This is a genomic window from Streptomyces sp. NPDC007971 (assembly GCF_042958635.1).
Lineage (GTDB): Bacteria > Actinomycetota > Actinomycetes > Streptomycetales > Streptomycetaceae > Streptomyces.
Window position 1 is genome coordinate 60930 of sequence record NZ_JBIBJK010000005.1, and the last position, 24390, is coordinate 85319.

Annotated in this window: 20 protein-coding genes; 16 read left to right on the plus strand and 4 right to left on the minus strand. The window is 71.3% G+C overall.

Annotated elements, in window-relative coordinates; genetic code table 11:
• Nucleotides 1-19 precede the first annotated feature (19 nt).
• From ACFZCP_RS11625 to ACFZCP_RS11640, 4 genes are all read right to left on the minus strand, one after another.
• A complete protein-coding gene (locus tag ACFZCP_RS11625; RefSeq protein WP_391426314.1) occupies nucleotides 20-2407 on the minus strand; it encodes a transglutaminaseTgpA domain-containing protein in 2388 nt (795 codons plus the stop codon).
• The gene (locus ACFZCP_RS11630; RefSeq protein ID WP_391426315.1) at nucleotides 2407-3765 is read right to left on the minus strand and encodes a DUF58 domain-containing protein; all 1359 of its coding nucleotides are present in this window, start codon (nucleotides 3763-3765) and stop codon (nucleotides 2407-2409) included. The genes ACFZCP_RS11625 and ACFZCP_RS11630 overlap by 1 nt, the downstream gene beginning before the upstream one ends.
• Nucleotides 3765-4805 carry an AAA family ATPase gene (locus ACFZCP_RS11635; protein ID WP_391426317.1) on the minus strand — a complete coding sequence of 347 codons (1041 nt, stop codon included), beginning with the start codon at nucleotides 4803-4805 and terminating at the stop codon, nucleotides 3765-3767. Before ACFZCP_RS11635 ends, ACFZCP_RS11630 begins: the two co-directional genes overlap by 1 nt.
• A gap of 274 nt (nucleotides 4806-5079) precedes the next feature.
• The gene (locus tag ACFZCP_RS11640) at nucleotides 5080-5691 is read right to left on the minus strand and encodes a carbonic anhydrase (RefSeq protein WP_391426320.1); all 612 of its coding nucleotides are present in this window, start codon (nucleotides 5689-5691) and stop codon (nucleotides 5080-5082) included.
• Nucleotides 5692-6046: 355 nt separating this feature from the next.
• On the opposite strand from ACFZCP_RS11640, the gene rsmH reads away from it, so the two are divergent.
• From rsmH to ACFZCP_RS11720, 16 genes are all read left to right on the plus strand, one after another.
• Nucleotides 6047-7003 (plus strand): 16S rRNA (cytosine(1402)-N(4))-methyltransferase RsmH, encoded by a 957-nt coding sequence (gene rsmH, locus ACFZCP_RS11645; protein ID WP_391426321.1) that lies wholly within the window; start codon nucleotides 6047-6049, stop codon nucleotides 7001-7003.
• Between the two features lie 178 nt (nucleotides 7004-7181).
• On the plus strand, nucleotides 7182-7748 hold the full coding sequence (locus ACFZCP_RS11650; RefSeq protein WP_391426323.1) for a septum formation initiator family protein: 567 nt from the start codon (nucleotides 7182-7184) through the stop codon (nucleotides 7746-7748).
• Between the two features lie 5 nt (nucleotides 7749-7753).
• Nucleotides 7754-9718, plus strand: a complete 1965-nt coding sequence (locus ACFZCP_RS11655; protein WP_391426324.1) for a penicillin-binding transpeptidase domain-containing protein — start codon at nucleotides 7754-7756, stop codon at nucleotides 9716-9718.
• A 233-nt stretch (nucleotides 9719-9951) separates the two neighbouring features.
• Nucleotides 9952-11472, plus strand: coding sequence for a UDP-N-acetylmuramoyl-L-alanyl-D-glutamate--2,6-diaminopimelate ligase (locus ACFZCP_RS11660; RefSeq protein ID WP_391426326.1), 1521 nt, complete (start codon nucleotides 9952-9954; stop codon nucleotides 11470-11472).
• A 4-nt stretch (nucleotides 11473-11476) separates the two neighbouring features.
• Nucleotides 11477-12883, plus strand: coding sequence for a UDP-N-acetylmuramoyl-tripeptide--D-alanyl-D-alanine ligase (murF, locus tag ACFZCP_RS11665; protein WP_391426328.1), 1407 nt, complete (start codon nucleotides 11477-11479; stop codon nucleotides 12881-12883).
• Complete coding sequence (mraY, locus tag ACFZCP_RS11670) at nucleotides 12880-13953, plus strand: phospho-N-acetylmuramoyl-pentapeptide-transferase (RefSeq protein ID WP_116151630.1); 1074 nt, start codon at nucleotides 12880-12882, stop codon at nucleotides 13951-13953. Before murF ends, mraY begins: the two co-directional genes overlap by 4 nt.
• The gene (gene murD / locus ACFZCP_RS11675; protein ID WP_391426331.1) at nucleotides 13950-15377 is read left to right on the plus strand and encodes a UDP-N-acetylmuramoyl-L-alanine--D-glutamate ligase; all 1428 of its coding nucleotides are present in this window, start codon (nucleotides 13950-13952) and stop codon (nucleotides 15375-15377) included. Before mraY ends, murD begins: the two co-directional genes overlap by 4 nt.
• A gap of 68 nt (nucleotides 15378-15445) precedes the next feature.
• Complete coding sequence (gene ftsW / locus ACFZCP_RS11680) at nucleotides 15446-16807, plus strand: putative lipid II flippase FtsW (RefSeq protein ID WP_362679900.1); 1362 nt, start codon at nucleotides 15446-15448, stop codon at nucleotides 16805-16807.
• 6 nt (nucleotides 16808-16813) lie between these two features.
• The gene (gene murG, locus ACFZCP_RS11685; RefSeq protein ID WP_391426333.1) at nucleotides 16814-17902 is read left to right on the plus strand and encodes an undecaprenyldiphospho-muramoylpentapeptide beta-N-acetylglucosaminyltransferase; all 1089 of its coding nucleotides are present in this window, start codon (nucleotides 16814-16816) and stop codon (nucleotides 17900-17902) included.
• A gap of 26 nt (nucleotides 17903-17928) precedes the next feature.
• A complete protein-coding gene (locus tag ACFZCP_RS11690; RefSeq protein WP_391426335.1) occupies nucleotides 17929-18723 on the plus strand; it encodes an FtsQ-type POTRA domain-containing protein in 795 nt (264 codons plus the stop codon).
• 278 nt (nucleotides 18724-19001) lie between these two features.
• Nucleotides 19002-20213: a cell division protein FtsZ gene (ftsZ, locus tag ACFZCP_RS11695; RefSeq protein ID WP_391426337.1), complete on the plus strand. Its 1212-nt coding sequence runs from the start codon at nucleotides 19002-19004 to the stop codon at nucleotides 20211-20213.
• Nucleotides 20210-20974, plus strand: a complete 765-nt coding sequence (pgeF, locus tag ACFZCP_RS11700) for a peptidoglycan editing factor PgeF (RefSeq protein ID WP_391426338.1) — start codon at nucleotides 20210-20212, stop codon at nucleotides 20972-20974. Before ftsZ ends, pgeF begins: the two co-directional genes overlap by 4 nt.
• Before the next feature lie 6 nt (nucleotides 20975-20980).
• Complete coding sequence (locus ACFZCP_RS11705; RefSeq protein WP_391426340.1) at nucleotides 20981-21700, plus strand: YggS family pyridoxal phosphate-dependent enzyme; 720 nt, start codon at nucleotides 20981-20983, stop codon at nucleotides 21698-21700.
• A gap of 128 nt (nucleotides 21701-21828) precedes the next feature.
• The gene (locus ACFZCP_RS11710; RefSeq protein ID WP_362679920.1) at nucleotides 21829-22470 is read left to right on the plus strand and encodes a cell division protein SepF; all 642 of its coding nucleotides are present in this window, start codon (nucleotides 21829-21831) and stop codon (nucleotides 22468-22470) included.
• Nucleotides 22471-22521: 51 nt separating this feature from the next.
• Nucleotides 22522-22809 (plus strand): YggT family protein, encoded by a 288-nt coding sequence (locus ACFZCP_RS11715; protein ID WP_066992668.1) that lies wholly within the window; start codon nucleotides 22522-22524, stop codon nucleotides 22807-22809.
• 55 nt (nucleotides 22810-22864) lie between these two features.
• Complete coding sequence (locus ACFZCP_RS11720; RefSeq protein WP_391426342.1) at nucleotides 22865-24028, plus strand: DivIVA domain-containing protein; 1164 nt, start codon at nucleotides 22865-22867, stop codon at nucleotides 24026-24028.
• Nucleotides 24029-24390 lie beyond the last annotated feature (362 nt).

Below are 24390 nucleotides of genomic sequence, written 5' to 3' on the forward strand. Positions count from 1 at the left end.
CTCAGCCCTGCTGTCCGCCTCAGCCCTGCTGTCCCGAGGGCTTGCGCAGCGTCGGGCGGGCCGCCGCCGCACGGCTCGTGAGCGCAGCCCACCGGGCCGAGACCGCCCACAGCACCCGCGCGGCCGAACGGGGCGCGAACCGGGCCCGCAGCCGTGTCCGCCCGCTGACCGTGTCGTGCAGTGCGGCGATCACCCGGCGTACGTCCTCGGCCAGACCCGCCACCGGGCGCGGCCGGGGCGCGAACAGCACCTGCTCCACCGCGTCCGCCACCCGGTGCACCGAGGTGGCGGCCGTCGCATCGAGGTGGCCCAGCCGGACGATCCGGGCGGCCGCCTTGCGCGGGGTCAGCGACTCGTCCGGCAGGATGCCGACGTCCCAGGCGCTGTCGGTCAGTTCCTGCCAGGCCGCCAGCGTGTGGGCCACCGCGCCCTCCTCGGTCCGGGCGTGTGCGCCCAGCCGTACGCCGCGCAACCGTTCCCGCCACAGCAGCGGCAACAGCGGAACGGCCAGCAGGGCCAGCGTGCCGAGCCCGATCAGCGCGTACCGCAGCCAGTGCCCGCTGCTGCCACCGCTGTTGTCCACGGCCACCGCCGCGGCCGGGCTGTCGCAGGAGCCGAGCTTGTGCAGCTGGGCCGTGCAGCTGTCGCTCGGCGAGGGGGCCGCCGAGGGAGCCGAGGACGAGCCGTGGGACGGCAGCGCCTCGTCCGGCAGCGAACTGCCGGGCGTGTCCGACTGGGTGTACGACGGCGCGGTGCCCCGGGTCGGGGTCGGCTCGAAGCGGGTCCAGCCGATGCCCTCGAAGTACAGCTCGGGCCAGGCGTGCGCGTCCTTCAGGGTCACCGCGACCGTGCCGTCCGCCTGCGGGGTGCCGGGCGCGAAGCCCACCGCCACCCGGGCCGGGATGCCGAGCGTGCGGGCCATCGCGGCCATCGCGAAGGAGAAGTGGACGCAGAAACCCTGCTTCTTCTTCAGGAAGTTCGCGATGGCGTCCGGGCCGCGGCCGACCTCCACCTGGGTGTCGTACTGGAACCCGCCGCTGACGGCGAAGTAGTCCTGGAGCTTGACCGCCTCGTCGTAGTGGCCGGCCGCTCCCGCGGTGATCTCCCGGGCGGTCCGGGCCACCACCTTCGGCAGCTGCGACGGCACCTTGGTGTACTCGCGCTTCAGGGCCGCGGGCGGCTGCGGCGCGTCGGACAGCTGCTGGGCGGTCGGCTGCACGTCCAGGCTGGTCACCCGGTAGGTCTGGCCGCGGGTGCTCTGGCCGTGGTCGCCGACGAGCGTCATGCCGACCGGCTCGTAGCGCCACTTGCCGCTGATCCGCACCCCGGTCGGCGGGTACGGCATCGGCAGCCAGTCCTGTGCGTACCAGTCGGCCGCCGTGATCGTCGACCTCACGGTGGCCCGCTTGACCCGGGGGCTCAGGCCGGCGGGCGTCGGGAAGGCGTCCGGGACGCCGACGATGTGCCGCTGGGACGGCTTCCAGGTCGTGCCGTCGAAGTCGTCCAGGGACACGATCCGCAGGTACATGTCCGACAGGTCGCCGGAACTGGTCCTCACGGTCAGCACCTGGCGGTCGTTGTCCACGTTCAGGCTGTCGCGCAGCGACACCAGCGGGTTGACCGCGGAGATGGTGCCGCCGTCCCCGTTGCCCGGGCCGACGCCCGTCCCCGCGGCATCCAGCAGGCCGCCCTGCATCGCGGGCAGGGCGAGCGGCACCACGAGAGCGACGCCGAGGGCGACCGCGCCGAGCCGGCGTCCGGTGCGCACCGGGGCCGTCGCACCGCCCTCCGCGTCGCCCGGGGTACGGGGCGCCCCGCCGAAGACGCGGCCCCACTGCGCGAGCCGGTCGCGGCCCTCGGCGAGGAGCAGCATCAGATAGCCGGCCGCCGCGACCAGGAACCACAGCCAGTCGGCGCCGCCGTGGGCCAGCCCGGCGGCCACCGAGTACAGCGCGAGCAGCGGCAGACCGGCCGGGGCCGCGCTGCGGAACGTCACCGCGAGGGTGTCCACCAGCAGGCCGATCACCAGGACTCCGCCGATCAGCATCAGCTTGATGCCGTCGGTGAGCGGTGCCGGTATCGCGTACTGGCCGACGTCGTCCGAGCCCTGCTGGAGCAGGTCGGCGAGGTGCCGGAAGGCGTCCGGGCCGGGCACCAGCCCGGCGATCGCCTGCTTGCCGGCGAAGACCAGGGTCAGCAGCATCAGCGTGACCAGGGCCTGCGCCGCCACCGTCAGCGGCCGCGCCAGCGGCACCCGGCGGGCCGCCGCGCCCACCCCGGTCTGCACGGCCACCAGCAGCATCGTCTGCAGCAGCCATGTGGGCCGGTCGACCAGGGGCAGCAGCGCGCACGCCGCCGCCAGCGTGGCCGCCGCGGCGCACAGCGCCAGTCGTGCCCGCCCGCTCATCACAGCGCCTCCCCGCTCACGGCGGCCAGGCCCGAGCGCTCCCGGTCCGCCTGCCGCCACAGATCGTTCAGCGCGGCGCCGCGCGGCACGCTCAGCGCCGTCCAGCCCGCCTCGCGCAGCATGCGCAGCCGCTCCTCGTGCCGGCCGCCCGGGCGCGGCCCGTCGGTCGACTCGCGCACCCAGGTGTCCGGGTCCAGGACGAACGCGACCGCGCCGCCGCTGCGCCGGCTCATCCTGGCCACCATCGAGGCCTGCTCCTCGTCGAGATCGCCCAGGAAGGCGACCAGCAGCCCCTCGTTCCCGCCGCGCAGCACGTCGTAGGCCCGGGACAGGCCGGTGCCGTCGGAGTGGTCGATCACCGCGAGGGTGTCCATCATCAGCCCGGCCGCGTCCGCCGCCCCCTGCCCGGCGCCCGCGAACCCGTCGGCGCCCTCGCCCGGCACCGAGCTGCCGCTGTCCGTCAGCAGGCGCACCGAGAAGCCCCGTTCGAGCATGTGCACCAGGACCGACGCGGTCCCGGAGACGGCCCACTCGAAGGCCGAGTCGGGGCCCGCGCCCTCGTAGGCGAGGCCCCGGGTGTCCAGCAGGACCGTGCAGCGCGAGCGCCGCGGCTGCTCCTCGCGGCGCACCATCAGCTCGCCGTAGCGCGCCGTGGAGCGCCAGTGGACCCGGCGCAGATCGTCGCCGTAGCGGTATCCGCGCGGGATCACGTCGTCCTCGCCCGCCAGGGCCAGTGACCGCTGCTGCCCGTCGCCGTAGCCCTTGGCCTCGCCGCCGAAGCGGACCGGGGCCAGCGGGTCCACGCGCGGGACGACCGTCAGCGTGTCGAACGTCGAGAAGGACCGGGTCAGTTCGCACATCCCGAACGGGTCGGTCAGGCGAAGCTGCAGCGGGCCCAGCGGATAGCGGCCCCGCAGGTCCGAACGGACCCGGTAGGACACCTCGCGGCGGCCGCCCGGCTCCACCCGGTCCAGCACGAAGCGGGGCCGCGGCCCGAGGACGTAGGGCACCCGGTCCTGGAGCATCAGCAGTCCCGTGGGCAGCCGGGAGACGTTGTCCATCCGCAGGTGCACCCGGGCCTCGCTGCCGGCGGGCACCCGCGCGGGGGAGAGCCGGCGGCTGCCCGACACCCGGTAGCGCGTGCGGTACAGCACGGTCGCGCAGAGCAGGGGCAGCACCGCGAGCAGCAGGCCGACCCGCAGCAGACCGCTCTGGCCCAGCACGTACGCGCAGATCGCGGCCGCGATGCCGGCGGCCAGGAAGGAGCGCCCGCGGGTGGTCAGGCCCGCCAGGGCCGTACGGACACCGCCCGGCTCCCCGCGGTCGGCCTCCGCCCGGCCCGTCCCCCCGGCGCTCATCACAGACTCCGCGGGGGCTGCTGGGGATAGGCCGGAATGGGCCGGCCCAGTCCGCCGAAGCCGCTCTGCTGCTGGGGCGCCGAGGGCACCGGGGTGTGGTGGAGGATCTCCTGCACCACCTGTTCGGCCGTACGACGGTTGAGCTGGGCCTGGGCGGTGGGCAGCAGCCGGTGGGCGAGGACGGCGACGGCCAGGGCCTGCACGTCGTCCGGCAGGGCGTACTCCCGGCCGGCCAGGGCGGCGGCCGCCTTGGCCGCGCGCAGCAGGTGCAGCGTCGCGCGGGGGGAGGCGCCGAGTCTGAGGTCGGGGTGGGTGCGGGTGGCCGAGACCAGCTCGACCGTGTACCGCCGCACCGCCTCCGAGACGTGCACGCCGCGCACCGCCTCGATCAGCTTCACGATCTCGTGCGCGTGCGCCACCGGCTGGAGGTCCTCCAGCGGGGAGGGGCCGCCGTGCACGTCCAGCATCTGCAGCTCGGCCTCGACGCTCGGGTAGCCGACGGAGACCCGGGCCATGAAACGGTCGCGCTGGGCCTCGGGCAGCGGGTAGGTGCCCTCCATCTCGACCGGGTTCTGCGTGGCCACCACCATGAAGGGGCTGGGCAGTTCGTAGGTCTGCCCGTCGGTGGTGACCTGCCGCTCCTCCATGGACTCCAGCAGCGCGGACTGGGTCTTGGGCGAGGCACGGTTGATCTCGTCGCCGATCACGATCTGCGCGAAGATGGCGCCCGGCTTGAACTCGAAGTCCCGCCGCTGCTGGTCCCAGATGGACACCCCGGTGATGTCCGAGGGCAGCAGGTCGGGCGTGAACTGGATCCGCCGCACCGAGCAGTCGATGGACCGCGCCAGCGCCTTGGCGAGCATCGTCTTGCCCACCCCGGGGACGTCCTCGATCAACAGGTGTCCCTCGGCGAGCAGTACGGTCAGCGAAAGCCGTACGACCTCGGGCTTGCCCTCGATCACACCCTCCACCGAACTGCGGACCCGTTCCACAGTGGTGGTCAGATCAGTGAGGCTCGCTCGATCGTCATAGGTCGTCACCCGGCCCTCCTCGGCCCGTTCTTACTCGGGCCGGCGCTCTGCGATGCGAATCCGGCCCACCCCGAAACACGGACACCGCGCGGAAAAGGTTCCGCGCGACGCCACACCCGCATTCTTGCTGCCGTTACCGATTCGTGTCACTCGACTGTGGACAACTGTCCGCACGATGTCGGTCTTACGGCCATTTCGACCACCATTTTCGATGCCGGGCGGCCGACTGCGTGCGGACGGCGGGGGTGTTCGGGGCAGGCCGGTGCGCCCGGTCGGGCCGGGCTCAGGCCGGGTCGACCTCGCGCAGCAGGCCCGTGCGCACGTCGAAGACGAAGCCGCGCACATCGTCCGTGTGCAGCAGGAACGGCGAGGTACGCACGCGCTGCATGGACTGGCGCACGTCCTGGTCGACGTCCCGGAAGGACTCCACCGCCCACGCGGGGCGCTGGCCGACCTCCATCTCCAGTTCGGTGCGGAAGTCCTCGGTGAGGGCCTCCAGGCCGCAGCCGGTGTGGTGGATCAGGACGACGCTGCGGGTGCCGAGCTTGCGCTGGCTGATGGTGAGGGACCGGATGACGTCGTCGGTGACCACCCCGCCCGCGTTGCGGATGGTGTGGCAGTCGCCGAGCTGCAGGCCGAGGGCCTTGTGCAGGTCGAGACGGGCGTCCATGCAGGCCACGACGGCCACGTGCAGGACGGGACGGGCGTCCATGCCGGGATCGGTGAAGGCGGTGGCGTACTGCTCGTTGGCCTCCACCAGGCGGTCCGTCACGGTGCCGCTGCTGGTTATGGCGTCTTCGGATCCAGTGGGAACTGCTGCGGAAGTCGTCATAGCCATGACGTTACTGGTCACCTCCGGTCCCGGCCTGCTGTGAGAGGGGACAAAGAACGTCATCGCGGCTTGTTGTGAGCTAACCCACAGGGAGGGCAAACGGGGGCCGCGCGGGTGAATCCGCTCCATTTGCGGCCCCCGCCGGGATGCGGTACGCGACGCGCAGGCCGGTTGATTGACCGCGCGACACGGTGGACTAAAGTGACGCGAAGCGGGAGGCGCGGCTCTCCCTGCTGGTGAAACCCCTGGAGATCCCGGCACCCGCCCGGACCGTCTCCCCACGTGCGCGGCGCGTACGTACGGCTCGGCCTCCTCCCGCTCCCGGTCGGCTGACGCTTCCGGCGCCGGCAGGCCTCCCCTTCACAGAGCGGGCGGGGACCCGGCGGTGCGTACGGCCCGCCGGACCTGAGAGGCCCCCTTGAGCCAGAGTCGACACGTCCCGGTGATGCTCCAGCGGTGCCTGGATCTGCTGGCACCCGCCCTGGAGCGGCCGGGAGCGGTGGTCGTCGACTGCACCCTCGGCCTCGGCGGCCACAGCGAGGCACTGCTGACCCGCTTCCCCGAGGCGCGGCTGATCGGCCTCGACCGGGACAAGGAGGCGCTGCGGCTGTCCGGTGAGCGGCTCGCCCCCTTCGGCGAGCGCGCCACCCTCGTGCACGCCGTCTACGACGAACTGCCCGAGGTGCTGCACAGGCTCGGCCTCCCGCGCGTGCAGGGCGTCCTGTTCGACCTCGGCGTCTCCTCCATGCAGCTCGACGAGGCCGACCGCGGCTTCGCCTACGCGCAGGACGCCCCCCTGGACATGCGCATGGACCAGACGACCGGCATGAGCGCGGCCGAGGTCCTCAACACCTATCCGGCGGGCGAGCTGGTGCGCATCCTGCGCGCGTACGGCGAGGAGAAGCAGGCCAAGCGGATCGTCTCCGCCATCGTCCGCGAGCGCGAGAAGGAGCCGTTCAGCACCAGCGCGCGGCTCGTCGAGCTGATCAGGGACGCGCTGCCGCAGGCCGCCAAGCGCACCGGCGGCAACCCGGCCAAGCGCACCTTCCAGGCACTGCGCATCGAGGTCAACGGCGAGCTGTCGGTCCTGGAACGGGCGATCCCGGCCGCCGTGAAGGTGCTCGCCGTCGGTGGCCGCGTCGCCGTGCTGTCGTACCACTCGCTGGAGGACCGGCTGGTCAAGCAGGTGTTCGCGGCCGGCGCCACGTCCACCGCCCCGCCCGGCCTGCCGGTCGTGCCCGAGCGCTACCAGCCGCGGCTCAAGCTGCTCACGCGCGGTGCCGAACTTCCCACCGAGGAAGAGGTCGCCGAGAACCGCCGGGCCGCCCCGGCGCGGCTGCGCGGCGCCGAGCGCATCAGGGAGGACGCCGAGTGAGCGAATCGGGTCGGTGGGGCTTGCGGACCCGCTGCCGGGCCGGCGGCACGGAACCGACGGGATCGACGAAGCCGGCGGGATCGACGGAACCGACGGGCTCGACGGGGTCGGCGGGCTGGGCGGGGTCGTCCCGGCCGGTCGTCCGGGCCGGCGGCCCGCCTGTCCCGGCGGAGGGCCAGTGAGCAGGAAACCCGTACTGAAAGGGAGGGCAGCCCGGCTCGCCCGGCTCTTCCCGGTCGGCCGCGCCCGCGCCGCCCGCGCCCCCTTCGTCCTCCTCGTCGTCCTGCTGCTCGGCGGCGGCCTCATCGGGCTGCTGGTACTGAACTCCGCCCTCAGCGAAGGCTCCTTCAAGCTCGACGCCCTGCAGAAACAGACGAAGAACCTCACCGACGAGGAACAGGCCCTCCAGCGGGACATCGACGCCTACTCGTCTCCCGACGCCCTCCAGCGCCGTGCCCGCGAACTGGGCATGGTCCCCGGCGGCGACCCGGCCTTCCTCGGCCCCGACGGCCGCGTCAAGGGCGTACCGGGTGTCGCGGGCCCGCAGTCCGCCGCCCTCACCGCGCCCCTCGCCCCCGAGATGATCGGCCCGGCCCCCCGTCCTTCCGTGACCGCCTCGGCCACGCCGACCGGGCCCGTCGCCACGCCCACGCCCTCGGCCCCGGCCCCGGTGACCACCCCGGCAGACACGGTGGCACCGCTCTCCACCCTCCAGCCCGCCTCCATCCCGACTCCCGGCAGGTGACGGAAGTGTCCGACAGGGAACCGCCGCGCCGCCGTGTGCCCGGCCCCGCGAAGCCTCCCCGGCCGCGGGGTGCCGACCGGCGGCAGCCCGGGCCCGGCGCCCGTCCGGTCCGCCGGCCGAGCGGAGCCCGGCCCATGCCGCCGCCGCCCCTCCGGCTCGGCCGCCCCCGGCCCCGGCTGCGCCTGGTCGGCCTCGCGCTCACCCTGGTGATGCTCGCCTTCGTCGTACGGCTGCTCCAGGTCCAGGCCGTCGACGCCAGCGCGTACGCGGCCAAGGCCGAACAGAACCGGTACGTCGTGCACACCATCGCCGCCGACCGGGGCGGGATCACCGACCGCAACGGCGTGGCCCTCGCGATCAGCGAGAACGCGTACGACATCACCGCCGACCCGACGATGTTCACGGTCAAGCAGCTGAAGATCGACGACGGTCCCGAGCAGGCCGCCGCGCTGCTCGCGCCGATCCTCAACCAGGACCAGGCCACGATCGTCAAGAAGCTCAGGCCCGAGAACAAGCTGTCGCGCTACACCCGGCTCGCCACCCGCCAGACCCCGCAGGTCTGGAAGCAGATCAAGGACCTGAAGGCCGCGCTCGCCAAGAAGGCCGGGACCGACAAGAACACGGCCAATGTGCTCGCCGGTGTCTTCGCCGACCCCAGCAGCCAGCGCGTGTACCCCAACGGCGACCTCGCCGCCGGGATACTGGGCTGGGTCAACGCCGACGGCCGGGGCGGCGGCGGCATCGAGCAGGAGCTGGACAAGGAGCTGTCCGGCAAGGACGGCAAGATCCGCTACGCCCAGTCCGGCGGCCGTGAGGTGCCCACCGTGGGGTCGACCCAGACCCCCGCCGTGCCCGGCACCGGCGTGGAACTCACCATCGACCGCGACATCCAGTGGGCGGCCCAGAACGCCATCAGCGAGCAGGTGAGGAAGTCGCGGGCGGACCGCGGCTACGTCATCGTCCAGGACACCCGCACCGGCGAGATCCTGGCCATGGCCAACTCGCCCGGCTTCGACCCGAACGACCTGGCCAAGGCCGACGGGACGGCCATGGGCAACGCGGCCGTCCAGGACGCCTACGAGCCCGGCTCCACCGCCAAGGTGATGTCGATGGCGGCCGTGCTGGAGGAGAACGCGGCCACCCCGCTCACCCACGTCGTCGTACCGAACCGGCTGCACCGCGGCGACCGGCTCTTCCAGGACGACGTCGACCACGACACCTGGTATCTCACGCTCAACGGCGTGCTCGCCAAGTCCAGCAACATCGGCACCATCCTCGCCACCGGCCAGCTCGGCAGGACCCAGCAGCAGGCCAACAAGGTCCTCTACACGTACCTGAACAAGTTCGGCATCGGCAGTCCCACCGGGCTCGGCTTCCCCGGCGAGACCAGGGGCATCCTCGCGCCCGCCGGCAAGTGGTCGACGTCGCAGCAGTACACGATTCCTTTCGGCCAGGGTTTCTCCGTCAGTGCCATGCAGGCCGCCTCCGTGTACTCCACGATCGCCAACGGCGGAGTCCGCATCGAGCCGACCCTGGTGCGCGGCACCGAGGGCGCCGACCGACGCTTCACCCCCGCTCCGCAGCCGAAGAAGAGCCGCGTGGTCAGCGAGAAGACCGCCAGGACGCTCGCCCAGATGCTGGAGTCGGTCGTGGACGACGAGCAGGGCACCGGCATCAAGGCCCGTATCCCCGGGTACCGGGTCGCGGGCAAGACCGGCACGGCCAACCGCGTGGATCCGGCCACCGGCAGATACCGCGGCTACACCTCGTCGTTCGCCGGATTCGCACCCGCGGACAATCCGCGCATCACGGTCTACTGCGCCATCCAGAACGCCACCTCCGGCAGCTACTACGGCGGCCAGATCTGTGGACCCATCTACAAGCAGGTGATGGAGTTTGCCCTGAAGACCCTCCAGGTCCCCCCGACCGGGGCGAAGTCCGCGAACCTGCCCGTCACCTACAAGCCCTGACCGGACCCGCCCCGCACCGCGAGAAGAGCACCAGGAACCAACTCGTGACAACGATCACCCCGGACCCCGGGAACCAGGGCGGCCCGAGCCCCTCGCCCGCCCGTCTCCCGCCATCGCCCCTGCCGGACCGCGCTGCGCGCGGGCCCCTATTTAGCTCCCGAGCGGGTGAGCCCGGTACGCTCACCGCCGTGCCACACGCTGATCAGTCCCCAACCACCCAGAAGGGCGCTTCCGTGACATATCCGGGACCGCCGCGACCGGTCGAGGTCTCCGCCACACCCCTCGCGGAACTGGCCGATCAGCTGGGTGCAGCCGCTCCGGCCCTCGCCGCCGAGATCACGGGGATCACCCACGACTCGCGCGCCGTCCGCCCCGGCGACCTGTACGCAGCCCTCCCCGGTGCCCGCCTGCACGGCGCCGACTTCGTCACCCAGGCCGCGGGCCTCGGCGCGGCCGCCGTGCTGACCGACCCGACGGGCGCCGAACGCGCCGCCGCGACCGGACTGCCGGTCCTGGTCGTGGACGACCCGCGCGCGCGGATGGGCGAACTGGCGGCCACGATCTACGGCCGCCCCGGCAGCGGCCTGCTCCAGATCGGCATCACCGGCACCTCCGGCAAGACCACCACCGCCTACCTGGTCGAGGGCGGCCTCAGGACCACCCGCGCCACCGGACTCATCGGCACCGTCGAGATGCGCATCGGCGAGGAGCGCATCAAGTCCGAGCGCACCACCCCCGAAGCCACCGACCTGCAGGCACTGTTCGCCGTCATGCGCGAACGCGGTGTCGAGGCGGTCGCCATGGAGGTCTCCAGCCACGCCCTGGTCCTCGGCCGGGTCGACGGCTGCGTCTTCGACATCGCCGTGTTCACCAACCTCAGCCCGGAACACATGGAGTTCCACTCCGACATGGAGGACTACTACCGGGCCAAGGCGCAGCTGTTCACGCCGCAGCGCAGCCGACTCGGTGTGGTCAACGCCGACGACGAGTACGGCCGCCGGCTCGCCGGGGAGGCCACCGTCCCGGTGGTCACCTTCTCCGCCGAGGGCCACCCCGATGCCGACTGGCGCGCCGAGGACGTCCAGGTCGGCCCCATGGACTCGACGTTCACCGCCGTCGGCCCCCGGGGCGAGCGCATCCACGCCAAGTCGCCGCTGCCGGGCCCCTTCAACGTGGCGAACACCCTCGCCGCCGTCGTCGCCCTCGCCGCTGCCGGTCTCGACCCGCAGACCGCCGCCGACGGCATCGCCGCCGTACCGGGCGTCCCCGGCCGCCTGGAGCGCGTGGACGCCGGGCAGCCCTACCTCGCCGTCGTCGACTACGCGCACAAGACCGACGCCGTCGAGTCGGTGCTCAAGGCGCTGCGCAAGGTCACCAAGGGCCGGCTGCACGTCGTCCTCGGCTGCGGCGGCGACCGCGACCAGACCAAGCGTGCCCCGATGGGCGCCGCCGTGGCCCGGCTCTCCGACACGGCCGTACTGACCTCCGACAACCCCCGCTCCGAGGACCCCCTCGCGATCCTCGCGACCATGCTCCAGGGCGCGGCCACCGTGCCCGCGCACGAGCGCGGCGAGGTGCTCCTCTTCGAGGACCGGGCCGCCGCGATCGCCGCCGCCGTGGACCGTGCCGCCCCCGGCGACACGGTGCTGGTCGCGGGCAAGGGTCACGAGCAGGGCCAGGACATCGCCGGCGTGGTCCGTCCCTTCGACGACCGCCAGGTGCTCCGCGAAGCTATCCAGAAGACCCAGGGATGAACTTGTGATCGCCCTCTCCCTCGCCGAGATCGCAGCAGTCGTCGGCGGGCAGACACACGACATACCGGATCCGTCCGTCCAGGTCACGGGACCGGTCGTCCGGGACTCCCGGGAGGTCCGGCCGGGCAGCCTCTTCGCCGCGTTCGCCGGTGAGCGCGTCGACGGCCACGACTACGCGCAGGCGGTCGTCGAGGCCGGCGCGGTGGCCGTGCTGGCCTCCCGGCCCGTCGGCGTGCCCGCGATCGTCGTCGACGACGTGCAGACCGCTCTCGGCGCCCTCGCCCGGCACGTCGTACGACGGCTCGGCGCGACCCTCGTCGCCCTGACCGGCTCCGCCGGCAAGACCAGCACCAAGGACCTCATCGCGCAGGTGCTCCAGCGCAAGGCGCCGACGGTGTTCACGCCCCAGTCGCTCAACAACGAGATCGGGCTGCCGCTCACCGCCCTGACCGCCACCGAGGAGACCCGGTTCCTCGTGCTGGAGATGGGCGCCCGCGGTGTCGGCCACATCCGTTACCTCACCGACCTGACGCCGCCGAAGATCGGCCTCGTCCTGAACGTCGGCACCGCCCACATCGGCGAGTTCGGCGGCCGCGAGCAGATCGCGCAGGCCAAGGGCGAGATCGTCGAGGGTCTTCCGGAGGACGGGACCGCCGTTCTCAACGCCGACGACCCGCTGGTCCGCGCCATGGCCTCCCGTACCAAGGCGAAGGTGGTCCTTTTCGGAGAGTCGGCCGAAGCGGACGTACGCGCCGAGAATGTACGACTCACGGACAGTGGACAGCCCGTCTTCAGACTTCGCACACCCTCCGGTGCTGGCGATGTGACCATGCGCCTGTACGGTGAGCACCACGTGTCGAACGCGCTCGCCGCGGCCGCCGTCGCCCATGAGCTGGGCATGTCCGCAGACGAGATCGCCCTCGCGCTCTCCGAGGCGGGCTCCCTCTCCCGCTGGCGCATGGAGGTCACGGAGCGCCCGGACGGCGTGACCATCGTCAACGACGCCTACAACGCCAACCCCGAGTCCATGCGGGCCGCCCTCAAGGCGCTCGCGGCCATGGGCAAGGGGCGTCGCACGTGGGCGGTGCTCGGCAAGATGGCCGAGCTGGGGGACGAGGCGCTCGCCGAGCACGACGCCGTCGGACGGCTCGCCGTCCGGCTCAACGTCAGCAAGCTCGTCGCGGTCGGGGGGACTGAGGCCTCCTGGCTGCAACTGGGCGCATATAACGAGGGTTCGTGGGGTGAGGAGTCGGTGCACGTGTCCGACGCACAGGCGGCGGTCGACCTGTTGCGCAGCGAGTTGCGCCCGGGAGACGTCGTACTCGTGAAGGCGTCCCGTTCGGTGGGGCTCGAAAGCGTCGCCCAGGCGCTGACCGGGACCGGCGCCGAGGGTGAGGTTGCCGCCCGATGATGAACCAGATCCTGTTCTCGGGTGTCATTGGCCTCTTCCTGACGCTGGTCGGCACCCCGCTGCTGATCAAGCTGCTCGCCCGCAAGGGCTACGGCCAGTACATCCGTGACGACGGCCCGCGCGAGCACGCGAGCAAGCGCGGTACGCCGACCATGGGCGGTATCGCCTTCATCCTGGCGACGGTCGCCGCCTACTTCCTCAGCAAGGTGATCACCGGCAAGCCGCCGACGTTCTCCGGGCTGCTGGTGCTGGGCCTGATGGTCGGCATGGGCCTGGTCGGCTTCCTGGACGACTACATCAAGATCGTCAAGCGCCGTTCGCTGGGCCTGCGGGCCAAGGCGAAGATGGCCGGCCAGCTGATCGTCGGCATCAGCTTCGCGGTCCTGTCGCTGATGTTCTCCGACGCGCGCGGCAACACCCCCGCCTCCACCAAGCTGTCGTTCATCACGGACTTCGGCTGGTCGATCGGCCCGGTGCTGTTCGTGATCTGGGCGCTGTTCATGATCCTCGCGATGTCGAACGGCGTGAACCTCACCGACGGTCTGGACGGTCTCGCCACCGGCGCCTCCGTGCTCGTCTTCGGTGCCTACACGTTCATCGGCGTCTGGCAGTTCCAGGAGTCCTGCGCCAACGCGCAGACGCTGACCAACCCCGCCGCCTGCTACGAGGTGCGCGACCCGCTCGATCTCGCCGTGGTCGCCTCCGCGCTGATGGGTGCCTGCCTGGGCTTCCTGTGGTGGAACACCTCGCCGGCGAAGATCTTCATGGGCGACACCGGCTCGCTCGCCCTCGGCGGTGTCCTCACCGGCCTGGCCATCCTCTCCCGCACGGAGCTGCTGGTGGCCATCATGGGCGGTCTGTTCGTCCTCATCACCATGTCGGTCGTCATCCAGGTCGGCTCCTTCCGGCTCACCGGAAAGCGCGTCTTCCGCATGGCGCCACTGCAGCACCACTTCGAACTCAAGGGCTGGTCCGAGGTCCTGGTGGTGGTCCGGTTCTGGATCATTCAGGGCATCTGTGTCATCGTCGGACTGGGCCTCTTCTATGCAGGGTGGGCAGCGGAAAAGTGACCTCCTCGGTGCCGTCAGGGTCTTCTGAGTTCCAGGGCAAGCACGTCACCGTCGCCGGGCTCGGCGTCTCGGGCGTCCCGGCGGCGAAGGTGCTGCACGCGCGCGGCGCGATCGTCACGGTCGTCAACGACGGCGACGACGCACGCACGCGTGAGCAGGCCGCCGCACTGGAGGCGCTCGGCATCACCGTGCGCCTCGGCGACGGGGCGACCCTCCCGGAGGGCACCGAGCTGATCGTCACCACGCCGGGCTGGAAGCCCGACAAGCCGCTGTTCCTGGCGGCGGCCGAGGCGGGCGTCCCGGTCTGGGGCGACGTGGAGCTGGCCTGGCGGCTGCGGGGGCCCGACGCGGCTCCCTGGCTGGCCGTGACGGGCACCAACGGCAAGACCACCACCGTCCAGATGCTGGCGTCGATCCTGAAGGCCGCGGGCCTGAACACGGCCGCCGTAGGCAACATCGGCGTCTCGCTCCTCGACGCGGTCCTCGGCGAGGAGCGCTACGACGTGCTCGCCGTGGAGCTGTCCAGCTACCAGCTCCACTGGGCGCCCTCGCTGCGCGCCCACTCCGCCGTCGTCCTCAACCTCGCGCCCGACCACCTCGACTGGCACGGCTCCATGGAGGCCTACGCGGCCGACAAGGGCCGTATCTACGAGGGCAATCGGATCGCCTGCGTCTACAACACGGCCGACAAGCTCACCGAGGACCTGGTGCGCGAGGCCGATGTCGAGGAGGGCTGCCGGGCCGTCGGGTTCACCCTCGGGACCCCGGGCCCCTCCCAACTCGGTGTCGTGGACGGCATCCTCGTCGACCGCGCCTTCGTGGAGAACCGGCACAAGAACGCGCAGGAGCTGGCCGAGGTCTGCGACGTCAACCCGCCGGCCCCGCACAACATCGCCAACGCCCTTGCCGCCGCGGCCCTCGCGCGCGCCTTCGGGGTGCCGGCCACGGCCGTACGCGACGGCCTGCGGGCCTTTAGGCCCGACGCCCACCGCATCGCGCACGTCGCCGACGTGGACGGGGTGGCGTACGTGGACGACTCCAAGGCGACCAACACGCATGCCGCGGAAGCCTCGTTGGCGTCATATGAACCGATCGTATGGATTGCGGGCGGTCTGGCGAAGGGCGCGACCTTCGACGAGCTGGTCGCCAAGTCGGCGAAACGACTGCGCGGTGCCGTCCTGATCGGTGCCGATCGCGCCCTGATCCGCGACGCCCTTGCGCGACACGCCCCGGAAGTACCCGTCGTCGACGTCGAACGGACCGACACTGGGGCGATGCTCCAGGCGGTGACGGAGGCGAAGCGGCTCGCGCAGCCCGGTGACACGGTGCTCCTTGCCCCGGCCTGCGCCTCCATGGACATGTTCACCAACTACAACCAGCGCGGTGACGCGTTCGCGGCCGCGGTCCGCGGACTCGACGCCTGACCCCGGCCGCCCGCCGGGCGGATCTTGGGAGGGACGCGTGGGACGGTCGACGTTCAGTGGAGGCGTTGATGCCCGGTAGCCGCACCGGCCGCCCGCCCGTGCAGCGGGCGTCCCGGCGTCCCGCCGCCTCCCGGCCCCAGCGGGAGAGCACCCTGCTGCGGCTCTATCTGCGCGCGCACAAGGCCTGGGACCGCCCGCTGACCGCCTACTACCTGATCCTCGGCGGCAGCGTGCTGATCACCGTGCTGGGCCTGGTGATGGTCTACTCGGCCTCCCAGGTCACCGCGCTGCAGCTCTCGCTGCCCGGGTCGTACTTCTTCCGCAAGCAGTTCCTGGCGGCGGCCATCGGCGGCGCACTGCTGCTCGCCGCCTCCCGCATGCCCGTGAAGCTGCACCGTGCGCTCGCCTACCCGATCCTCGCCGGTGCCGTCTTCCTGATGGCCCTGGTGCAGGTGCCGGGGATAGGGATGGCGGTCAACGGCAACCAGAACTGGATCTCCCTCGGGGGCTCCTTCCAGATCCAGCCCAGTGAGTTCGGCAAGCTCGCCCTGGTGCTGTGGGGCGCGGACCTGATCGCCCGCAAGCAGGAGAAGAAGCTGCTGACCCAGTGGAAGCACATGCTGGTGCCGCTGGTCCCGGTCGCCTTCCTGCTGCTCGGCCTGATCATGCTCGGCGGCGACATGGGCACCGCGATCATCCTCACCGCGATCCTCTTCGGCCTCCTGTGGCTCGCGGGCGCGCCCACCCGGCTGTTCGCCGGGGTGCTGTCGATCGCCGGCGGGATCGGCGTGATCCTCATCAAGACCAGCCCCAACCGGATGGCCCGCCTCTCCTGCATCGGCGCCACCGAACCCAAATCCGGGGTCGCCGACTGCTGGCAGGCCGTGCACGGCATCTACGCCCTCGCCTCCGGCGGACTCTTCGGCTCGGGCCTCGGCGCAAGTGTGGAAAAATGGGGGCAACTACCCGAAGCCCACACCGACTTCATCTTCGCCGTCACCGGTGAGGAACTGGGCCTGGCGGGGACGCTGTCGGTACTCGCCCTGTTCGCGGCTCTAGGCTATGCGGGTATCCGCGTGGCCGGACGCACGGAGGACCCCTTCGTGAGGTATGCCGCGGGAGGCGTGACCACCTGGATCACCGCCCAGGCGGTGATCAACATCGGTGCGGTGCTCGGCCTGCTGCCGATCGCCGGCGTCCCGCTCCCGCTGTTCTCCTACGGAGGGTCCGCCCTGCTGCCGACCATGTTCGCCATCGGGCTGCTGATCGCCTTCGCACGCGACGAACCCGGTGCGCGGGCAGCGCTTGCGATGCGGCAACCTCGCTTTGGTAAAAAGCGGGCGGGAGGCTCCGGTGCGGAGCGGGGGCCTCGGAGATGGAACACGATGCGACGGCGTGCCTCGGCGGCGCGCTCGTCCGGAGAGCGGTGAATTTCGGTGCATGTCGTACTCGCTGGTGGGGGGACCGCCGGCCACATCGAGCCCGCGCTCGCCCTCGCGGACGCCCTGCGCAGGCAGGACCCCACCGTGGGGATCACGGCCCTGGGCACGGAGCGGGGTCTTGAGACCCGGCTCGTACCGGAGCGCGGCTACGAGCTGGCGCTGATCCCCGCGGTGCCGCTGCCCCGCAGGCCCACGCCGGAGCTGATCACCGTCCCGGGCCGGCTGCGCGGCACGATCAAGGCCGCGGAGCAGATCCTGGAGCGCACGAAGGCCGACGCGGTGGTCGGCTTCGGCGGCTATGTCGCGCTGCCCGGCTACCTGGCGGCCAAGCGCCTCGGTGTGCCCATCGTGATCCACGAGGCCAACGCCCGGCCCGGCCTGGCCAACAAGATCGGCTCGCGGTACGCGGCCCGGGTCGCCGTCTCCACCCCGGACAGCAAGCTGCGTGACGCCCGCTACATCGGCATCCCGCTGCGCCGCTCCATCTCCACCCTGGACCGCGCCGCCGCCCGGCCCGAGGCGCGCGCCCGTTTCGGCCTCGACCCGAACCTGCCCACGCTGCTCGTCTCCGGCGGCTCCCAAGGCGCCCGCCGCCTCAACGAGGTGGTCCAGCAGGTCGCCCCGTGGCTCCAGCGGGCCGGAATCCAGATCCTGCACGCGGTCGGCCCGAAGAACGAACTGCCGCAGGTGCACCAGATGCCGGGAATGCCCCCGTACATCCCGGTAAGTTATCTGGACCGGATGGACCTCGCGTACGCCGCGGCCGACATGATGCTCTGCCGCGCGGGCGCGATGACCGTCGCCGAACTCTCCGCCGTCGGGCTCCCGGCCGCCTACGTCCCGCTGCCCATCGGCAACGGCGAACAGCGGCTGAACGCCCAGCCGGTGGTCAAGGCGGGCGGCGGACTCCTGGTCGACGACGCGGAACTCACGCCCGAGTGGGTGCAGCAGAACGTCCTGCCCGTGCTCGCCGACCCCCACCGGCTGTACGAGATGTCCCGTGCCGCCGGTGAGTTCGGCCGCCGGGACGCCGACGAACTGCTCGTCGGCATGGTGTACGAGGCCATCGCCTCACGCCGTTAGGACCGTATGACGAAAGGGCAATGAGCGTGGCCGGACCGACGACCGCCGAGCGCGGTGACCGCCAGCAGGAGTCGTCCGGCCCGCCGTCCAAGCGGAGGTCGAGCAGACGCCGCCTTCGTGCGATCGTCATTCTGGTGGCCGCCCTCGCGCTCCTCGGGGGCGGCTCCGCGTGGGTGTTGTACGGCTCCCAGTGGCTGCGCGTGCAGCACGTCGCGGTCTCCGGGACGCTCGTGCTGACCCCCGCCGAGGTCCGCGAGGTCGCCTCCGTGCCGCTCGGAGAACCGCTGATTTCCGTGGACACGAAGGCCATCGAAGCCCGACTTCGCCGGAAATTGCCCCGAATTGACACCGTTGACGTCGTCCGTTCCTGGCCCCATGGAATCGGCCTGAAAGTGACCGAGCGCACTCCGGTCCTGTTGGCTCGAAAAGCCGGGAACTTCGTCGAAATCGACGACGGCGGTGTCCGTTTCGCCATGGTTTCGCAGGCGCCGAAAGGCGTTCCGTTGCTGGAAATGACCGCATCCCGGAAGGGCTCCGGCGCCGCCGCCTTCCGGCGTTTCGGCACCGAGCGACTGGTGCGCGAGGCGGTTCGGGTCGCCGGGGAGCTGCCGGCCGCGGTCGCCGGGCAGACCCGGACCATCCAAGTCCGGTCCTACGACGACATCTCGCTGGTGCTGGGCGGCGGCCGCACGGCGGCATGGGGCAGTGCCGAGAGCGGCCGCGCCAAGGCACGGGCCCTCACAGCTCTCATGAAAGCAGCCCCCGGCGCCCGGCACTTCGACGTCAGCGTCCCCACCGCCCCTGCGTCATCGGGGAGTTGACGCACATCAGCGCAGGCCAGCACCCTGGTTGGGCACTGCTACGGCTGATCACATAGGGTGAAAAGAAAAACGGGAGGTTCGGCGTGTTCGTTGAACGGGCGCCACTTGTCGACTTAGTGTCCTGTTCAGAAGACTCCAGGGAACACACACACTGGTAACCCTAAACTTCAGGGTTAGGGTTCGGGTCGGCGTTCGGACCGTCCCATTCGGCATCAGTCGTCCCGGCGCGGGGCACCGCCCGGCGGCGACAACGTAATTCGAGGCGAGAGGCCTTCGACGTGGCAGCACCGCAGAACTACCTCGCAGTCATCAAGGTCATCGGTGTCGGCGGCGGTGGTGTCAATGCCATCAACCGGATGATCGAGGTCGGTCTCAAGGGCGTCGAGTTCATTGCCATCAACACCGACGCACAGGCGCTGTTGATGAGCGACGCCGACGTCAAGCTCGACGTCGGCCGTGAACTCACCCGTGGACTGGGAGCCGGAGCCAACCCGGCCGTCGGCCGCAAGGCCGCCGAGGACCACCGAGAGGAGATCGAGGAGGTCCTCAAGGGGGCCGACATGGTCTTCGTGACGGCCGGTGAAGGCGGCGGCACCGGCACGGGCGGCGCGCCCGTCGTGGCCAACATCGCCCGCTCGCTCGGCGCCCTCACCATCGGCGTGGTCACGCGCCCGTTCACCTTCGAGGGACGGCGCCGCGCGAACCAGGCCGAGGACGGGATCGCCGAGCTGCGCGAAGAGGTCGACACCCTCATCGTCATCCCGAACGACCGGCTGCTGTCCATCTCGGACCGCCAGGTCTCGGTCCTGGACGCCTTCAAGTCGGCCGACCAGGTCCTGCTCTCCGGCGTTCAGGGCATCACCGACCTCATCACCACCCCCGGTCTCATCAACCTCGACTTCGCCGACGTCAAGTCGGTCATGTCCGAGGCCGGTTCCGCCCTGATGGGCATCGGCTCGGCCCGCGGCGACGACCGCGCGGTGGCCGCGGCCGAGATGGCGATCTCCTCGCCGCTGCTGGAGGCCTCCATCGACGGCGCCCGGGGCGTGCTGCTCTCCATCTCCGGTGGCTCCGACCTCGGTCTGTTCGAGATCAACGAGGCCGCCCAGCTGGTCAGCGAGGCCGCCCACCCCGAGGCCAACATCATCTTCGGCGCGGTCATCGACGACGCCCTCGGCGACGAGGTCCGGGTCACCGTGATCGCAGCCGGCTTCGACGGCGGTCAGCCGCCGGCCCGCCGGGACAACGTCCTCGGCTCGACGTCGGCCTCTTCGGCCCCGGCCCGCCGCGAGGAGCCCGCTCCGGCGCGGCAGCCCGACAACAACCGCCCGTCCTTCGGCTCGCTCGGCAGCGTGACCCCGAAGGAGGAGCAGGAGCCGGAGCTCGAGCCGGCGGCCGACGTCCCGGTCGCCCCGCCGATCCCGCCGTCGCCGCGTACCTACTCCGACAGCGCGGCCGAGGAGCTGGACGTGCCGGACTTCCTGAAGTGATAGGACAGCGCGAGAGCGTGAGCGGCGCGCACTTCGCCTTCACCGACCGGTGGGGCGGGGTGAGCGCCGCTCCGTATGAGGAGCTGAACCTCGGCGGCGCGGTCGGGGACGATCCCGGATCGGTCCGGGCGAACCGGGACCTTGCGGCGAAGTCGCTCGGGCTGGACTCCGGCCGGGTCGTGTGGATGAACCAGGTCCACGGCGCCGATGTGGCCGTCGTGGACGCCCCCTGGGGCGCGGAGGTCCCCCCGCACGAGCAGAGCCGGGAGTGGGGGAGCCCCGTACCGGAGGTCGACGCGATCGTCACCGCCCGCCGCGGACTTGCCCTCGCCGTCCTCACCGCCGACTGCGTGCCGGTCCTTCTGGCCGACCCGGTCGCCAAAGTGGTGGCCGCGGCCCACGCGGGGCGGCCCGGCATGGTGAAGGGGGTCGTCCCCGCCGCCGTAAGGGCCATGACCGAACTCGGCGCCGAGCCGGGCCGGATCGTCGCCCGCACCGGACCGGCGGTCTGCGGCCGGTGCTACGAGGTTCCGCAGGACATGCGCGCCGAGGTGGCCGCCGTCGAGCCGACGGCGCACGCCGAGACGAGCTGGGGCACCCCCGCGGTCGACGTGAGCGCCGGAGTGCATGCGCAGCTCGAGCGGCTCGGGGTGTGCGACCGGGCGCAGTCGCCGGTGTGCACGCTGGAGTCGGGCGACCACTTCTCGTACCGCCGCGACCGCACCACGGGGCGGCTCGCGAGCTATGTCTGGCTGGACTGATGGGGCATGACGGACCGTAAGACCGAACTCGCCGCAAATCTGGCGAATGTGGAGAAGCGCATCGCGGCCGCCTGTGCGGCCGCCGGCCGGGCGCGGGAGGAGGTGACCCTGATCGTGGTCACCAAGACCTACCCGGCGAGCGATGTGCGGATTCTGTCGGAACTCGGTGTGCGCCACGTTGCCGAGAACCGTGACCAGGACGCCGCCCCGAAGGCCGCGGCCTGTGCAGATCTTCCCCTCAAATGGCATTTTGTCGGTCAACTTCAGACCAACAAAGTGCGTTCCGTGGTCGGTTACGCGGATGTCGTGCAGTCCGTGGACCGTGCGCGCCTCGTCGCGTCGCTGTCGAAGGAGGCCGTGCGGGCGGAGCGCGAGGTGGGCTGTCTCCTGCAGGTCGCGCTCGACGCCGGTGAGAAGGAGCGGGGTGAGCGCGGTGGCGTCGCGCCCGCCGGAATCGAAGAGTTGGCCGACCACGTGGCCCGTGCTCCGGGGCTGCGGCTCGACGGGCTGATGACCGTCGCCCCGCTCACCGGGGAGTACGCGGGGCGCGAACAGGCGGCATTCGGGCGGCTCATGGATTTGTCGACTGACCTGCGCCGGGCTCATCCGGCTGCAACCATGGTGTCGGCAGGGATGAGTGCGGACCTCGAACAGGCCGTGGCCGCCGGAGCGACACATGTGCGCGTCGGTACCGCGGTACTCGGAGTCCGCCCCAGGCTCGGGTAACGTCGCCAAGAAGTCGGACCACAGCAGAAAATATGGTCAGTGCCCGTGAAGGCGGGCACAACGACCTCGTGGATCGCGGGCACTTGGCAGTAGTCAGTCGATCCACCACAGAGCGGAGGACTCAGAGCATGGCCGGCGCGATGCGCAAGATGGCGGTCTACCTCGGCCTCGTGGAGGACGATGGGTACGACGGCCGCGGATTCGACCCCGACGACGACTTCGAGCCCGAGTTGGACCCGGAGCCCGAGCGGGACCACCGACGGCACGAGTCGTCACACCAGTCTCACGGTGCACATCAGTCCCAAAGGGACGAAGAGGTGCGAATCGTCCAGCCGCCCGCGCAGCGCGAACCGGTGGCCCGTTCGGCTTCGCTCGCCGCGGAATCCGGACGTCCGGCGCGGATCGCGCCCGTGGCATCCATCACACAAGAACGCCAGTCCCTGGAGAAGAACGCGCCGGTGATCATGCCCAAGGTTGTGTCCGAACGAGAGCCTTACCGGATCACCACGCTTCACCCGCGGACCTATAACGAGGCCCGTACCATCGGGGAACACTTCCGTGAGGGCACCCCGGTGATCATGAATCTGACTGAGATGGATGACACAGACGCGAAGCGACTTGTCGACTTTGCGGCCGGTTTGGTGTTTGGTCTTCACGGCAGCATCGAGCGGGTGACGCAGAAGGTGTTTCTGTTGTCTCCTGCTAACGTCGATGTCACGGCGGAGGACAAGGCCCGCATCGCAGAGGGCGGGTTCTTCAACCAGAGCTGAGACGTACCACCGGTAGGAAGCACGGAAACAGGGGAGAGGGAAGCCCAGGCCATGAGCGTGTTCGCGCAGGTGATCTACATCGCGCTGATGGTGTTCCTCGTCGTGCTGATCTTCCGGCTGGTCATGGACTACGTCTTCCAGTTCGCCCGCTCGTGGCAACCCGGCAAGGCGATGGTGGTCGTCCTGGAGGCCACCTACACTGTCACCGATCCACCGCTGAAGCTTCTGCGGCGGTTCATCCCGCCGCTGCGTCTCGGGGGCGTGGCGCTCGACCTGTCCTTCTTCGTACTGATGATCATCGTCTACATCCTCATCTCTGTCGCGCGGAGCTTCCTGTGATGTGGGTGGACGATACGGTCTTGCCGACTGCCGATGACTACGTTGAGGTGAAGAGATGCCGTTGACCCCCGAGGACGTGCGGAACAAGCAGTTCACGACCGTCCGCCTCCGAGAAGGCTATGACGAGGACGAGGTCGATGCCTTCCTCGACGAGGTCGAAGCCGAACTGACCCGTCTGCTCCGTGAGAACGAGGACCTGCGGGCCAAACTGGCCGCGGCCACGCGCGCTGCTGCCCAGAACCAGCAGAACATGCGCAAGCCTCCGGAGCAGGACCAGCAGCAGGGCATTCCCCAGCAGGGCATGCGAGGTCCCGGTGCACCGGTGCCAGCCGGCATATCGGGCCCGCCGCAGCAGCAGATGGGCGGCCCCATGGGAGGCCCGCCCCAGCTGCCCAGCGGTGCTCCGCAGCTGCCCGCCGGCCCCGGCGGTCAGGGCGGCCAGCAGGGTCCCGGCCCGATGGGCCAGGGTCCGATGGGCCAGGGGCCGATGGGGCAGGGCCCGATGGGCCAGGGTCCGATGGGGCAGGGCCCCATGGGCGGTCAGCCGCCCATGCAGCAGCAGATGGGCGGCCCCATGGGCGGTCCGATGGGCGGCCCCGGCATGCACGGTCAGGGCCCTGGCGGCGACAGTGCCGCCCGAGTCCTCTCGCTGGCCCAGCAGACCGCCGACCAGGCGATCGCCGAGGCCCGCTCCGAGGCCAACAAGATCGTCGGCGAGGCCCGCAGCCGCGCCGAGGGTCTGGAGCGTGACGCCCGTGCCAAGGCCGATGCCCTGGAGCGGGACGCGCAGGAGAAGCACCGTGTCGCCATGGGCTCCCTGGAGTCCGCGCGCGCCACGTTGGAGCGCAAGGTCGAGGACCTGCGCGGCTTCGAGCGCGAGTACCGCACGCGCCTGAAGTCGTACCTGGAGTCGCAGCTGCGCCAGCTGGAGACGCAGGCCGACGACTCTCTGGCCCCGCCGCGTACCCCGGCCACCGCCTCGCTCCCGCCGTCCCCGGCGCCGTCCATGGCTCCGGCCGGTGCGAGCACCCCGTCGTACGGTGGCAACCAGACGATGGGTGGCCCCCCGGCGCCGTCTGCTCCGTCCTACGGCGGTCAGCAGCAGATGACCCCGGCGATGACCCAGCCCATGGCTCCGGTCCGTCCGCAGGGCCCGTCCCCGATGGGCCAGGCTCCCTCGCCGATGCGTGGGTTCCTGATCGACGAGGACGACAACTGACGGGCCGCGGACACTAGTACGACAACGGCGTCGGCAGCGTTCAACAGGGCGGGGCCCCGGACTTCGGTCCGGGGCCCCGCCCTTTTTACGCGTGTTGACGGGGGTGTCGACCGAGTGTCGTTGCGTGATCGCCATGAACGAGTGGACGGTCCCCCGGGGCGGACAGGCGGACGCGGAGGCGATCCGGCGAGGGGAGGCCCGGGCGGCCGAGGCGCGTGCGCTGCCGGCAGCGGCGGGCCTTCCCGTCCGGGCAGCGGGACCGGACACGGCCGAGGTGGCGGGAGCCCTGGTGGAGGTCGATCCGGGAGCGGCCACGGGCGGGGTCTTCGTCAGCTGGGAGCCGGCCCCTGCGGAAGCCGGTC